The following is a 15,009-nucleotide window of genomic DNA, read 5'->3' as shown; positions in this document are numbered from 1 at the left end:
TGGTGTTATGCTATAGCTGTGGTAATACCAACAATCCTCTTTGTTGAAAGTATCAGTTATTTTGAATAAGAAGGTGATGACATGCCTAAAAAGATATTATTAGTAGAAGATGAGAAACATATTGCACGTTTCGTTGAGCTAGAGTTGCAGCACGAAGGATACATCGTCACAGTCGCTTCTGAAGGTCGCGAAGGATTGGCTCTTGCTACTTCTGAAGATTTTGATGTGTTATTATTAGATGTTATGCTTCCTGGCATAAATGGTATAGAAATCTGCCGCCGTGTACGCACGCAGTCCAAAGTGCCGATTATTCTATTAACAGCACGTGATGCCGTAATGGATCGAGTAGCAGGCTTAGATGCAGGAGCCGATGACTACATTGTAAAACCATTTGCCATTGAAGAATTACTAGCAAGAATACGTACAATTTTGCGACGTATTACACCGGAAGAAAAAACAGGTGTTACGTTAGATTTTCGTGATATAGAAATTGACATTGCGGCTTATGCAGTTTTTGTACAAGGTGAAAAGCTTGACCTAACAAAAACCGAATATGATTTGCTTAAACTATTAGTAGAGCATAAAAACAAAGTATGTACACGCGAACTGATTTTAACTTCCATTTGGGGGTATGATACAGATATTGAGACGAATGTGGTTGATGTCTATATCCGGCACTTACGTACAAAACTGCCGGGAGATATGAATGCCTATATCGAGACGGTCCGTGGAGTAGGGTATGTGATGCGTGAATGAAGAAATTAAAAGAATATGCTCTCAATCTATCATTGCAGAGAAAATGGATGCTCACTTCTAGTGCTGTTATTTTTTTTAGCTATGCGATTATTTGTATAGTTGTGTATGTCTCACTACATACATGGTTATTAAATGATGAAGAAAGTAAAGTGAAACGGACAAGCGATGATATAGTGTCTTTTTTAGAGTCACAGGGGCCAAATATTTCGATTCAACAAATACAGCAAAACACTGGTTTATTAAACTCGATTGTGGACCGAGATCAGTCCGTGAGACTATTTAATATAGATGGTATTGAGGTCTTGCGCATCAATGATGCATCTTCAGCAGCACCACTTACTTCAATGCGAGAAATCGTACAAATGACAGTTGACAAAAAAGATGTCTTTGTAGCAAATGAACCTATTCGGCTTGGCTTTTTCCAAGGCTATATTCAAGTCATTCATCCGCTAACAGGCTTTGAATCATTAATGAATTATTTGTTGACAGCTATGCTGATTGCGGGAGTTGGAGCTCTGATATTATCAGGTTCAATTGGTTTTTATCTCGCGAATTATTTAATGAAACCACTTCATGCACTACGCTCGTCAATGAAAACGGTAATGGATAAGGGGTTTAATGAACCAATACAACTTTCGTATACATCACAGGATGAAATTGGTGATTTGTTGAAAATGTACAATGCGATGATGAATGAACTACAAATCTCATTTACGCAGCAGCAACAATTTGTTGCAGATGCTTCACATGAGCTTCGTACGCCTATTCAAGCAATTGAAGGACATCTTTCCCTCTTGAAAAGATGGGGCAAGGATGATCCGGAAATTTTAGAAGAGTCCATTGATACTTCACTAACGGAAATTGCACGTATGCGTAAGATGATTGAAGAGCTGCTAGAACTTGCGCGTCGTGAGGACAAGGACGACATGAGTGAGGCCGATGCAATGGTAGTATTAGAAGGAGTCATTGCTGAAATAGAGCGATACCATCCAGAAGCTCGAATAACGCTGTCGAACGATGGAGAAATAGGTCTTTTATTTATAACTGAAAATGCACTTAGTCAAATTGTTCGTAATATAATAGAGAATGCTATTCGTTATTGTGAAAAAACTCCTGAAGTCAATATTTCGGTTTCGGCAGATCACAAAGAAGCGCATATACAAATAGCTGATAATGGGATCGGTATAGATGAGGAAAACCTTCCCTATATTTTTGATCGTTTTTATCGAGTGGATGAGGCAAGAAATCGCCAAATTGGCGGTACTGGCTTAGGACTAAGTATTTCAAAAATGTTACTTGAGAAATATAATGCATCTGTAGAAGTCAAGAGTGAGAAGAATGTTGGAACCGTTTTCTTTGTGAAAATACCGCTGAAATATTAAGGGAAATATGCACTTTATTCCGTAATTCTATTCTTTGGGAAAAAAATTGCTTAATTTACTGAAAAGAGTTGTATTTTCTGTGAAGAGTAGTAAGATTGAGATGGAAAAAACGTTCTTTAAATTATGGATAAGTTGTGTCAAACATCCTTTTAATGAGCGAAGAAATATTATATAATTAATTGTAATTTAATTAATGGAACTGCCGATAGGCAAAATTTGGAGGTCATTTTTCATGTCGAACAACGTTACAACTGTAAGTTCTCCATGGTCAGCTTTCTCAGGTCCTAACCTAGGATATGTGATGGAGCAATACGACTTATTCTTACAGTCTCCTGAAGAAGTAGAACCGGAGTTAGTATCATTATTCCAACAATTTGGTGCACCAGTAGTAGCAGATGGTGAAGTAGCTGTAGTTGGTAGCTCAGCCGCTCCTGCAGGCGACTATAAAAAAATATTAGCAGCTGTTAAATTAGCTGATACAATTCGTGCACACGGTCATTTAGCAGCAGATATCTATCCTCTAAAAAACCGAGCACTTCAAACCGCTCAAATTGAAGAAAGCGCGTTCAACTTAAGCTCAGCAGATTTAGCTGAAATTCCTGCTGCTATCTTCTTCAAAGATGTACCAGCAGGCGTGAAAAATGGTAAAGATGCAATCGATTACTTAAAATCTGTTTATACAGATAAAATGGCATTTGAATATGGTCATGTAGTAGTGACAGAAGAACGCGATTGGATTCAAGCACAAATTGAATCTGGTTCTTTAAAACAAACATTAGCTTCTGACGAGAAAAAAGCGTTATTAGACCGTTTAACACGTGTTGAAAACTTTGAAAAATTTATTCATAAAACATTTGTTGGTCAAAAACGTTTCTCTGGTGAAGGTCTTGATACACAAATTGTCCTTTTTGATGAAATTTTAAAAACTGCAGAAACAAGCAACGTTGAAAATGTGCGTATCGGTATGGCGCACCGTGGTCGTTTAAATGTACTTACGCACATCCTAAATAAACCATATGATATGATGTTTTCTGACTTTGCACACGTTTCAAACGAGCTATTTTTACCACAACATGGTCGTCTTGAAATTACAAAAGGTTGGACTGGCGACGTGAAATACCATATGGGTGCTTCCTATAGCCGTGAGTCAGGTATGAATGTAAAACTTGCCTATAACCCATCTCACTTAGAAGTTGGCAATCCGGTTGTTTTAGGTTCTACTCGTGCAACGCAAGATGATACGTCAAATCCAGGCCAAGCTGTTCATAACCCAGGAAAAGGATTAGGAATCCTTGTTCATGGTGATGCGGCGTTCCCAGGTCAAGGGATTGTAACAGAAGTGTTAAACTATTCGAAAACAGAAGGTTTCTCAACTGGTGGAACAATTCATCTCATCGCCAACAATATGATCGGCTTCACTACGGAGTTGCATGACTCTCGTTCATCTGTTTATTCTTCTGACCCAGCAAAAGGTTATGAAGTACCTGTTGTACACGTTAACGCAGATAGTCCGGAAGCAGTTGTACAAGTGGGACGTTTTGCTGCTAGCTACCGTCAAAAGTTTGGGAAAGATATTATCGTCGACTTGATTGGTTACCGTCGTCATGGACATAACGAAACGGATGATCCAACTGTAACAAATCCAGAAGTATATAAACTTGTCTCTAAACACGAAACTGTACGTGCATTATATGGTGCACAATTAGTTGCTGCTGGTGTCGTTTCTAAGGATGACGTAACTGCACTGGATACAGCTATCTATGCAGAAATGCAAGCTGCTTATGATCATGTGAAAGAAATGGCAGATAAAGATGAGCATAAGCATTTGGAAATGCCAGAAGAGTTAAAAGTGGAATTCCCACAAATCGAAACAGCTGTAGGTGCTGAACGATTAGGAAAAATTAACGAAGAACTTCTAGTATTTGAGCAAGACTTCCAACCACAAAATAAACTTGGCAAAATTTTAGAAAAACGTCGTGATGCTTTTGCATCTGCAAAAATCGACTGGGGTCATGCTGAAACTTTAGCATATGCTACAATTATTCAAGATGGCACACCTGTACGTTTTACTGGTCAAGACGCACAACGTGGTACGTTCTCACAACGTCACTTAGTGTTACATGACAAAAACAATGGTAATGTATTCACACCACTTCACCATATTTCTGGTGCAAGTGCATCATTTACAGTTCACAACTCACCGCTTACTGAAGCAGGGGTAGTAGGATATGAATATGGTTACAATTTAGAAAGAGGTAATGTCTTATCAGTTTGGGAAGCACAATTTGGTGACTTTGCCAATATGGCACAAGTGATGTTTGACAACTTCATTTCAGGGGCACGCTCTAAATGGGGTCAAAAATCTGGTTTCGTTATTCTTTTACCACACGGTTATGAAGGTCAAGGTCCTGAACACTCTTCAAGTCGTATGGAACGTTACTTACAAATGTCAGCTGAAAATAACTGGTTTGTAGCAAACTGCTCGAATGCAGGGAACTACTACCACTTACTACGTCGCCAAGCAGCAATGCTAGAAACTGAAGGGGTACGTCCACTTGTTGTTGTATCACCAAAATCACTACTGCGTCATCCATTGGCAGCAGCGAATGCTGAACAATTAGCAAATGGCTCATTCCAAGAAGTAATCGAGCAACCAGGCTTAGGTGCAAAAACTAAATCTGTAGAACGTATTTTACTAGGTACTGGTAAAGTAATGATTGATTTAGCAGACCGCATAAAAGATGGAGAAGGCTTCGATCACATACACATTGTACGTGTAGAACAACTTTACCCATTCCCATCAGCGCAAGTAGCTGATATTATAGCTAAGTACCCAAATACAAAAGAGATTGCTTGGGTACAAGAAGAGCCTAAAAATCAAGGTGCTTGGAATTACGCATTAGAAACATTATATGAACTTTCTGAAGGTAAAAAACTTCGTTATGTAGGTCGTCCTGCAATGAGTTCGACTTCAGAAGGCGATGCAGATTCTCATAAAGCAGCTCAGGCAGCAATTATTGATGAAGCAGTTGCTGAATCGGTAAAAGTGAAATAATCATATAGTTATTACTGAAAGCTGGGCTATTTGCCTTAGGCGGTAGCCCTTTTATGTGCATACTTTATGCACGTTAATCAAAGGAGGAAATGAAAGTGGCTGAAATTAAAGTCCCTGAGTTAGCAGAATCGATTACAGAAGGTAGTATTGCACAGTGGGTAAAAAAAGTGGGCGACCGCATTGAAAAAGGTGAATTCATCGTTGAACTTGAAACAGATAAAGTAAACGCTGAAATCATTTCTGAAGAAGCGGGTGTGTTAACACAAATTTTAGCTGAAGAAGGCGATACTGTTCTTGTTGGTCAAGTTATCGCAGTTGTAGAAGCTGGCGAAGGTGCAGCTCCTGCTCCAACAGCAGCAGCAACACCTGCAGCACCACAAGCAGCTCCTGCCCCTGTAGCAGCAGCTCCAGTTGTAGAAGAAACTTCTGGTGAGCGTGTAATCGCATCTCCAGCAGCTCGTAAACTTGCGCGTGAAAAAGGCATTGACCTTGCTGCTGTATCTCCAGTAGACCCACAAGGCCGTGTACGTGTACAAGATGTTGCAGCTCATGGTACAGCACCAGTGGCAACACCACAAGCAGCTCCTGCAGCACCTAAAGCAGTGGTAGCTGTGGACGAATCACGAGTGACAGTTGAAAAAATGAGCCGTCGTCGTCAAACAATCGCAAAACGTTTACTTGAAGTTAAGCAATCAACAGCTATGCTAACAACATTTAACGAAGTCGACATGACGAACGTTATGGCATTACGTTCTCGTAAAAAAGATCAATTCTTTGAATCAACTGGCTCTAAACTTGGATTCATGTCATTCTTCACAAAAGCAGTAGTTGCAGCGCTTAAAAAATACCCATATGTGAACGCACAAATTGCTGGTGATGAAATTCACTTAAACAACTTCTATGATATCGGTGTAGCTGTATCAACGGAAGAAGGTTTAGTAGTACCAGTTGTACGTGATGCTGACCGTAAAAACTTTGCTGAAATTGAAGATTCAATTGCAGACTTGGCGAAAAAAGCACGCGACAAAAAATTAGGTTTAAGCGACCTATCTGGTGGGTCATTCACAATCACTAATGGCGGTGTATTCGGCTCATTAATGTCAACACCAATTATGAACGGTACACAAGCAGCGATTCTTGGAATGCACTCTATTAAAAAACGCCCTGTTGAAGTTGATGGAGAAGTAGCTATCCGTCCAATGATGTATCTAGCGTTATCTTACGATCACCGTATTATCGATGGTAAAGATTCTGTAGGTTTCCTTAAAACTGTTAAAGAATTACTTGAAAATCCAGAAGATTTATTGTTGAATTCTTAATAATAGTAGTATACTCCTCCATCACTTTGGAGGAGTTTTTTATCATGGATGAGTAAATATATGGTATTTTTTTAACTAACAACATTTGGATATAATAGAAAAATACTAGAAAATATCCGTTGGAATTAAAACATTAGTCTGAAAAATGATAAAACTTTCTTGACGCATAGACTATTTTTATAGTAGTATCTAATTATCAATTAAATAAACAAACCTCACGTTCCTTTGTGAGGTAGAGGCGCGATATTTATTAGTTCATTGTTGAGTTTAAGCAAGCGAGGACGCAATGGAGAAGGAAATGTCGCCGAAGTATAAAAGGAGCTCATACTTTTATGCTGGGTCTGCAGTGAATAAGTGCAGGACTGTCCTAGTAGATATAATTCCAGTTTACTAGGTTGTGCTATCTCGGATACATGGAAATTATAGTGAGGATTTGGGCAACTGTCAATAAAGGTACGACCTAAGTTCTGAACTTAGGTCGTTTTTTTGTACAGTTGCTTTATTTTTTTACAGAAAAGGGGGAGTTTTACATGAAAAGAAAATGGTTGTTATTTATGTTAGCCGCTATGACTGCAATTTTATTAGCTGCATGTGGTACTAGCGACAAAAAAGATAAGACGACTGGAGATGCTGGTACAGATGAAGAAGGTGGCGAATTCCGTGTAGGGATGGAAGCTGGCTATCCTCCATTCAATTGGACACAGCAAGGTGATGCAAATGGTGCTGTGAAAATCGCTGATAATGCTGAATATGCAGGCGGTTATGATGTACAAATGGCGAAAAAAATGGCTGAAGGTTTAGGAAAAGAATTAGTAATTGTGAAACTTGAGTGGGACGGTCTAGTGCCAGCTTTACAATCAAATAAAATTGATGCCATTGTAGCGGGGATGTCTCCTACAAAGGAACGTAAAGAAACAATTGACTTCACAGAAAACTACTATACATCAGATTTTGTTATGGTTATTAAAAAGGGTAGTAAATATGAAAATGCCAAATCAATCCAAGACTTTTCTGGTGCAAAGGTTACATCTCAATTAAATACTTCTAACTACGAAGTTATCGATCAAATCAAAGGCGTTAACAAACAAACAGCAATGGAAAACTTCTCAGCAATGCGTGTGGCGTTACAAGCTGGAAAAATCGATGGCTATGTAGCTGAACGTCCAGAAGGTATTTCAGCTGCAGCTGCAAATGAAAACTTTGCATTTGTGTCATTTGAAGAAGGATTTGATACAGATATCTCAAATACGTCTATTGCAGTTGGTTTACGTAAAGGTGATGCTAATTTAGATAAAATCAACGAAATCCTAAAAGGTATTTCTGAAGATGATCGACAAAAAATTATGGAAGATGCAATTCTTCAACAACCAGCAGCACAATAATATGGATGCACGGGCTAATCAGTAGCCCGTGTAATCTATCTTTACTTCTATTCAGTGAATCCACATTGAATAAGTAGTAATGTCTTGGGTAATTGTCACATAATTTGAAAGAAGCATGCACAATTCAAATTTAAGACTCGATTAAGACCAGGGCATAAATGATATGAACAAGCAACAAGAAGTTGTTAGGAGGAGCATCATGAGTTTTGAATGGATTATTTCTATAATAGAAAACAACTGGCAAATGTTTTTACGGGGCGCTTATTATACGTTACTTATTTCAACAATTAGTACAATTATTGGTGCATTCATCGGATTTTTCATCGGAATTATGCATACCATTCCGACACGTAAAAAGAGCGTAAAGCATTACATTTTAAAGCTTTTAAACTTTATACTGACATGCTACGTTGAGTTTTTCCGTGGTACACCAATGATTGTACAAGCAATGGTGGTATATTACGGATTAGATATTGCTTTTGGTATTGATATGCACTTTATTACAGCTGGTATTTTAGTAGTTTCGCTCAACACGGGTGCATACATGGCTGAAATCGTGCGTGGTGGGATTGTCTCTGTTGATAGAGGACAGTACGAGGCAGCATCTGCAATTGGTATGAATCATTTCCAAATTATGATGCATGTCGTATTACCACAAGTTGCTCGTAATATTTTGCCTGCTACAGGTAATCAATTAATCATGAATATTAAAGATACAGCGGTATTAAATGTTATTGGTGTTACGGAATTATTCTTTCAAACAAAATCTGTTGCCGGCAATAATTTCCGATATTTTGAATCGTTCTTCGTCGCATGTGTGCTGTACTTTATCATGACATTTACAGCATCTCGTATTTTACTATATGTAGAAAAAAGACTTGATGGCCCAGATGCTTATCAAAAAGAACAGAAAGAGACATTATAGGGGGACGCACAAATGGCAGTCATTCAAATTGAACATTTAAGTAAATCATTTGGACGTAACCAAGTGTTAAAAGATGTGAATTTTCAGGTAGAAAAGGGAGAGGTAGTTTGTTTAATCGGTTCTTCAGGATCAGGCAAATCAACACTACTTCGTTGTATTAATTTACTGGAAATACCAAGTGGTGGCGAAATTATCTTCAAGGGCGAAAATATTTTAGATGAGAAGCACAATATTCAAAAATATCGTACACATTTAGGCATGGTGTTCCAGCAGTTTAATTTATTTAATAATCATAATGTCCTTAAAAACTGTACAGTTGGTCAAATAAAGGTGTTAAAACGCTCGAAAGAGGAAGCGGAGAAAACGGCTTTAAAATACCTTGAAATCGTTGGTATGGCGCAATATGTTAATGCGAAGCCTCGTCAGCTATCGGGTGGCCAAAAGCAACGTGTCGCAATTGCACGTGCTCTATCCATGAATCCTGAAGTAATGCTATTTGACGAACCGACTTCAGCACTTGATCCAGAAATGGTAGGCGAAGTATTGAAAGTAATGCGTCAATTAGCCGATGCGGGCAATACAATGCTTATCGTGACACATGAAATGGAGTTTGCGAAGGAAGTTGCAGATCGTGTCGTATTCATGGATAAAGGTGTCATTGTAGAAGAGGGCTCACCATCTAAAGTATTAGTAAATCCAGAACACGAACGAACAAAAGAGTTCTTAAAACGAACTTTGAAATAAAGTGAAAGTTTTCATCGGATGTTGTCAAGGGATAACCAATACCTCGGTGCCGATTTAGCGAGACGGGTAACATGAAAAATATGAATAAGTGAGCCGTTTTACAGGCTCACTTATTTTCTAGAATTCCATTCTGAATACAAAACAAAGCAAATCACAAATGCAATAGCAATGATAAAAAACCATTGCGGTACACCACCAAAGCTCATTAACAAACACCTCTTGTATGAATTGTATCAGGTTTAAATGGACATGCAAACAGTCTTTGCAGACAAAATATGAACTTCTATGGTTTTTTTCTCCACAAAAGCACGAAAATCGTATAAAATAGAGTGAAACATAATCGATGGGGTATTATTCATCACTCCAGCGATTATATTTAGGAACTTAGGTGAAGAACGCCACATCCGGTGGCACCACCTACGTGACCAACATCTTGTTGGCCAGAACCAATTCGGTACTAAGGGGTGTTTGATTGCCCAGTTCGAAGTATTACTCATACTTCGTGTTAAGTGAGCACTGAACACTCATTCGTGCAGGATAAAAATTTGACGTTAGCCAAGTGCTAGTAAAGAGAGGTAAAGAGATTATGTTACATTTAAAATGGAAAGATGCACCAACACTACGCACAGTCACTTGCAAACATACTAATGCATCAAAATACTTAGTTTCAAACGTATTAACAGTAGGAAAAGAATATGAAATAAAAAATGAAACAGAAGAATTCTTATTCATTATCGACAATACTGGGAATATTGGCGGATACTATAAAGATTATTTTGGATGAGTAAATAAGAAGGGGTGTCTCAAATTTAATGTTGAGACACCCCTTCTTTCTATTTAAGGTGTATATGCACTTATGATGATTACGTTGCGCTACTATCTCTTCAGTTCAGTTACATCCTGGAGCTGCTGCTTTTCTTTTTCTGTCGCTGTATGCAGTGCAAAGACATCTTGAATAGCTGATCGAAGCTCGCGTTGTGTTTCTTTAAACTTCGTTACCTGTTGTTCAAAGCTAGAGCTAGTAATGCGATCATTTGTACGTGCCAGTCTTTCCTCTAGTTGTGCATAATGATTATCCATATTCATCGATAACATCATTGCCAGTTGATTTTTCCAAAGTGGAATCAGTGTGACAATTGAAAATTCAATTTTTTCTGCGAGTGTATGATTCGCTTTCTGAATCATACGTATTTGTGGTGCTGTTTGTAGGGCTACCTGCTGAGAAACCTGTAAATCATAAATTCGTTGATCAAGACGTTCAATTTGTTCAGCAAAATCATTGAGCTGTTGGATAATAAGCGGTTGTTTATTCGTTTCAGCACTTGCTACTTTTGCTGGCAATTCTTTTTCGATAACTTGCTGCTTCTTCATTTGCCCTGCTGCAATGGCAGTGGCTAACTCCTCAAAAAATCCTTTATTATGCGAATATAATTGTTCGAGCATGTCTACATCATCAAAGAGTTGGAGCTGAGCACGCTCCAGCTGCACACCAATACGCTCCACTTGAATACTAATGCGTTCAAACTCAGTTAACGTTTGTTTAACTGTAGGACCCGTTTTACTAAACATTTTTTTAAAGAAGGACGGTTTCTTAGGTTCTAAGGCAGCGGGATCGACACGGTCCAACGTTTGCATTAAAGAATCAAGCATTTGGCCGATCTTTGTGACGTCCTTTTGTTTAACCTGCGCAAGCATGCGATCGGCAAATTGAGAGAGGGAACGCTGGGAACCTTGCCCTAATGATAAAACAGATTCGAAATTAGCAAGGTCAATTTGACTAGCAGCTAGCAGCGCGCGACTTTGCGCAAGAGGCGATAGCGTTTCATATGTCGCCATCGCCTCCTCAGTTGTTGCTTCTAAATAGGTATGCACTAGTGGTGAAACACCTTGTAAGGTATCTAAATGAAAAATACGCTCGCTATTTGCTGTCACTTATCATCGCCCCGCCATTCTAGCTGTGCTTTCCGTTTACTAGTGGAACGATTAGCGAATTCAATTTCCATTTGAAGATGATCGATATCATTTGAAAGCGCATCTTTTAAGTCAATTTGAATGGTATCATTTAAATCCGTTAATGTTTCTCGTGTCTTTGACAAGGTGATTTGGATTTCTTTATCCTTTACAGGTTGTTTTGAAAGCATTGTGTATTTATCAGTTAATTCTACTGCCGAAGGAAGGTGCGCATAAAAAAATTGTTCAACATTATAAAACTTACGAGGGTCTGTCTTGACCATTTTGACAATATTTTTTGAAATTCGTGTCATTTCAAGTAATTGTTTAAAGGCTGCAACAGAACGAACGCGTAAATAGTTTTGACTTAATGATTGAATATGCTTATTTGCTGTTGAAATTTGTGAATCAATATGTTTGTATTCTTCCTTTGAAATACCTGCTAATTGCATGACTTTCTTTTTTTGGCTATGTTTCAGCAACTTGGTACTCGTTGCGTAAGTTCCAGCGAACAATAAACCACCAAGGAAGATTCCTGGATTTGCCGCAATTGCTGCGATAGAAACAGTTGATAATGATAAAATTAAGCTAGCGGTATGTCTAGATAAAAACTGTCCGACACTGAGCATAGTTTCTTCCTCCTTGCTTTTCAATATGTCTAACTAGTTATACGAAAAATTCGACATAAAGTTTCAATGAAATAACCCTTACATAAATTTTACTTCTATTTGCTGAGTTTCTCAATGATAATACCTAATATAAAAATGAAACTTTCACCTAACAACCATAATATCCAATTGGACAAATCTAACTTTTATATGTAAGTAGTAATACTATCACGTGACTAACTGTTAAATACAGCTTCATTGGCTGGTGAGTTAGCTGCTATTGCCGCGATGGAATTAGTGCAAGTTTGCCATAAGAAAGAAACAACTAACATTGAATTGGACCATCTATTTCAAAGCAATTATTGCCGCATGCTTTAAGTGATTTGCTAAAGCTTATTATTGAATCGTAGTGTGGTGTTTCTGCAATATATGAAAAAGCTCTTTCACAATTTTGACAGAGCTTTTTTGCCTGTGATAATGTTAACAGGAGGTGATAATAAATGGCATTTCAATCCCAAAATATCTTTATCAATTTACCGGTGAAAGACCTGAAAAAGTCTACTGATTTTTTCAAAGCGCTAGGTTTTGCGTTCAACTTACAATTCACCACTGAGGACACAGCAAGTATGATTATCAGTGACAATATCTTTGCTTTGTTAATGCTGGAAGAACGTTTCAAAGCGTTTAGTAAGAAAGAAATTGTGGATACTACTACTTCGGCACAAGCGATTTTCTGTTTATCAGCTGAAAGTCGAGATCAAGTGAACGACTTGGTTAATCAGGCACTGTCATCTGGCGGTAAATCTTCGAGTGACCCTCAAGATCACGGATTTATGTATGTATGGGGTTTTCAGGACGTAGACGGTCATTTATGGGAAGTGGCGTATATGGATGAAAGCGCAATGACTCAAGGATAAAACGCGGGTTTTATTTGCTAAGGATGATGTCTTAACAGGTATCATCTTTTTTCTTTGTATTTTTGGATGAACAGTCTTTAATAATAAAAAAAGACCTGCAATAGCAAGTGCTTGTCAAACATCTCTCCAAAAATCCATAAATCAGGTAACACAACATCCTTTTTTGGCTATGAACGAAAACATACATCCTTACATAATATAAATATGAAATATTTTTTAAAAGGATGATGTAAAATGTCATTGATGAAATTATGAGTATTGCAGTCAAAAGAACGGATACCTTGGTTCTTGGTGGAGAAATACCTGATGGCTGGGGCGATGATGGTTGGGACATTGATCGTTGGGAGAATGACGGTGGTAGAAGTCTTAATACAAGACATGGCAGCGTTCGTAAGTGATAAAGTTAATTTACTACATTTAAAATTTTGGACTGTGAGGGAGGCGACCTGTCTCCCTTTAAAACATTGTACGCACAAATTTCCATTGACGACTGTTCATATTTCTTATGAAATCCATATTTCGATGATAATCTAAATGTTTATATCCTATTATAAATATTGAAGAAGATATGGATAGGAGAGAAGTAAAAATGGAAAAAATGACGCAGGTTCCTCACACAGAAATTATTAAGCCTAAAATTCTCTACTACGGAACACCCGTGATTTTATTAAATTCGCTAAATGAGGATGGATCCGTAAATATTAGCCCCCTTTCATCATCATGGGCATTAGGAGATTATATTATTTTAGGAATTGGCCTTGGGGGAAAAACGATTGAAAATTTAGAACGACATCCTGAATGTGTAATTAATGTTCCAAGTCCTTCTTTATGGGAAAATGTTGAGAAATTAGCTCCTTTTACAGGGAAAAATCCCGTTCCAGAATATAAGAAAAAGAATGGATTTACATTTGAAAAAGAAAAATACGCTATTAGTAAATTAACTCCAGCTGAATCTAAAACAGTAAAACCTACACGGATTAAGGAGTGCCCTATTCAAATTGAGGCGATAGTAAAACATATTCGTATGCCTGATTATTCCACTGATTTTGCAATTGTTGAAGTACAAGTTATACATGTACATGCGCATAAGGATATTCTGACTGGCGAAAATTATATTGACCCCAATAAATGGAGCCCGCTTATCTATAATTTCCGTCATTATTTCGGTCTTGGTAACCAGTTAGGTAAAACCTTTAGAGCTGAATGATAAAAATATATTTTCTTTAAAGTAGTGCAGATAATATCACAAAAAGAGCAGATCCTCAATTACATTTGAGACTGTTCTTTTTTTCATCTCTTCTTTCCGCTCATCAAAATAATTTGTGGAGAAGAGGGATTTCACATGGAACAATGTTAGGATATCAGCACTGAGATTACGATGAAGGATGGGTGAGTCTTATAGCTTTAGAATTACCACTGGTTGGAATACGTTTTTAATCTAAGATGGAGGGGCAAGTGACCAGAAGACTCTTATTTAGGTGATGATATTGATTTTTTGTTTTTTTGTCTGTAAGCAATGAGCGTAGTTTTTAAGGATGCGTAACTTCCAATAGCTGAGTATCCATAAAACCAACCCATAAATATGCCTGCGAGTAGATTATGTCGATGACTAATAAAAATTGAAATAAGTAAACCAATTATTAATGCTATTGAAGGAACCCAAATTGGTTTGATATGAAAAAATTTCTTTAAAAGTTGAGTAAGGATCATAATCACAGGGATAGCTATTACGGCATCCCAAAAATTTGTATGTATAGTTGGAAAGTGTTCCATAAATACACCTCAATTTTATTTTTATTATTCATTGTTTGTTTTTATCAATTTTTTATACTACTCTAATTTAGAAAAAGAAATATGGTTTCTAATATTGACTAATCGAAAAATTAAGACATTTTAGGGAATTCTTCTGGAGTAATGTTTTTAGCCTCATATGAAATCACTTTATTCTTATTTGTAAAGTCATCAGCAGGG

General features: G+C 37.5%; 14 protein-coding genes and 1 riboswitch. Of the genes, 11 read left to right on the top strand and 3 right to left on the bottom strand.

Annotated features, from left to right (window positions below; translation table 11 throughout):
* The first annotated feature begins 81 nt into the window (after positions 1 to 81).
* From ACQKII_RS13910 to ACQKII_RS13875, 8 genes are all read left to right on the top strand, one after another.
* Entirely contained in the window at positions 82 to 756 is a 675-nt protein-coding gene (locus ACQKII_RS13910) for a response regulator transcription factor (protein WP_427460143.1), read from the top strand.
* Entirely contained in the window at positions 753 to 2,138 is a 1,386-nt protein-coding gene (locus ACQKII_RS13905; protein WP_427460141.1) for a sensor histidine kinase, read from the top strand. The genes ACQKII_RS13910 and ACQKII_RS13905 overlap by 4 nt, the downstream gene beginning before the upstream one ends.
* Positions 2,139 to 2,370: 232 nt before the next feature.
* The gene (locus ACQKII_RS13900) at positions 2,371 to 5,193 is read left to right on the top strand and encodes a 2-oxoglutarate dehydrogenase E1 component (protein WP_427460139.1); all 2,823 of its coding nucleotides are present in this window, start codon (positions 2,371 to 2,373) and stop codon (positions 5,191 to 5,193) included.
* Between the two features lie 95 nt (positions 5,194 to 5,288).
* A complete protein-coding gene (odhB, locus tag ACQKII_RS13895) occupies positions 5,289 to 6,512 on the top strand; it encodes a 2-oxoglutarate dehydrogenase complex dihydrolipoyllysine-residue succinyltransferase (RefSeq protein ID WP_427460137.1) in 1,224 nt (407 codons plus the stop codon).
* Positions 6,513 to 6,737: 225 nt separating this feature from the next.
* Positions 6,738 to 6,923: riboswitch (Lysine riboswitch) on the top strand.
* A 119-nt stretch (positions 6,924 to 7,042) separates the two neighbouring features.
* Positions 7,043 to 7,894, top strand: a complete 852-nt coding sequence (locus ACQKII_RS13890) for a transporter substrate-binding domain-containing protein (protein ID WP_427460136.1) — start codon at positions 7,043 to 7,045, stop codon at positions 7,892 to 7,894.
* Between the two features lie 199 nt (positions 7,895 to 8,093).
* Entirely contained in the window at positions 8,094 to 8,819 is a 726-nt protein-coding gene (locus ACQKII_RS13885; protein ID WP_427460134.1) for an amino acid ABC transporter permease, read from the top strand.
* Positions 8,820 to 8,831: 12 nt separating this feature from the next.
* Positions 8,832 to 9,563, top strand: coding sequence for an amino acid ABC transporter ATP-binding protein (locus tag ACQKII_RS13880; RefSeq protein WP_427460132.1), 732 nt, complete (start codon positions 8,832 to 8,834; stop codon positions 9,561 to 9,563).
* Positions 9,564 to 10,149: 586 nt separating this feature from the next.
* Positions 10,150 to 10,347, top strand: coding sequence for a DUF6501 family protein (locus ACQKII_RS13875; RefSeq protein ID WP_427460130.1), 198 nt, complete (start codon positions 10,150 to 10,152; stop codon positions 10,345 to 10,347).
* A 92-nt stretch (positions 10,348 to 10,439) separates the two neighbouring features.
* On the opposite strand, the gene ACQKII_RS13870 is transcribed toward ACQKII_RS13875, so the two are convergent.
* Complete coding sequence (locus tag ACQKII_RS13870) at positions 10,440 to 11,495, bottom strand: toxic anion resistance protein (protein ID WP_427460129.1); 1,056 nt, start codon at positions 11,493 to 11,495, stop codon at positions 10,440 to 10,442.
* Positions 11,492 to 12,142, bottom strand: coding sequence for a 5-bromo-4-chloroindolyl phosphate hydrolysis family protein (locus tag ACQKII_RS13865; RefSeq protein ID WP_427460127.1), 651 nt, complete (start codon positions 12,140 to 12,142; stop codon positions 11,492 to 11,494). Before ACQKII_RS13865 ends, ACQKII_RS13870 begins: the two co-directional genes overlap by 4 nt.
* A gap of 479 nt (positions 12,143 to 12,621) precedes the next feature.
* On the opposite strand from ACQKII_RS13865, the gene ACQKII_RS13860 reads away from it, so the two are divergent.
* The 3 genes from ACQKII_RS13860 to ACQKII_RS13850 all read left to right on the top strand — a co-directional run bounded on the left by ACQKII_RS13860 (position 12,622) and on the right by ACQKII_RS13850 (position 14,245).
* The gene (locus ACQKII_RS13860; RefSeq protein ID WP_427460125.1) at positions 12,622 to 13,038 is read left to right on the top strand and encodes a VOC family protein; all 417 of its coding nucleotides are present in this window, start codon (positions 12,622 to 12,624) and stop codon (positions 13,036 to 13,038) included.
* Positions 13,039 to 13,289: 251 nt separating this feature from the next.
* Complete coding sequence (locus tag ACQKII_RS13855) at positions 13,290 to 13,436, top strand: hypothetical protein (RefSeq protein ID WP_427460123.1); 147 nt, start codon at positions 13,290 to 13,292, stop codon at positions 13,434 to 13,436.
* Between the two features lie 191 nt (positions 13,437 to 13,627).
* On the top strand, positions 13,628 to 14,245 hold the full coding sequence (locus tag ACQKII_RS13850) for a flavin reductase family protein (RefSeq protein WP_427460121.1): 618 nt from the start codon (positions 13,628 to 13,630) through the stop codon (positions 14,243 to 14,245).
* 263 nt (positions 14,246 to 14,508) lie between these two features.
* Here the strand turns inward: ACQKII_RS13850 and ACQKII_RS13845 are convergent, their stop codons facing one another.
* On the bottom strand, positions 14,509 to 14,811 hold the full coding sequence (locus ACQKII_RS13845) for a hypothetical protein (RefSeq protein WP_427460119.1): 303 nt from the start codon (positions 14,809 to 14,811) through the stop codon (positions 14,509 to 14,511).
* Positions 14,812 to 15,009: the final 198 nt, after the last annotated feature.

This window comes from Lysinibacillus sp. NPDC048646, from assembly GCF_050272295.1.
In the GTDB taxonomy this organism is placed as follows: Bacteria; Bacillota; Bacilli; order Bacillales_A; family Planococcaceae; genus Lysinibacillus.
Note: the sequence above shows the minus strand (reverse complement) of the source record. Positions and strands in the feature narration are given on the sequence as shown.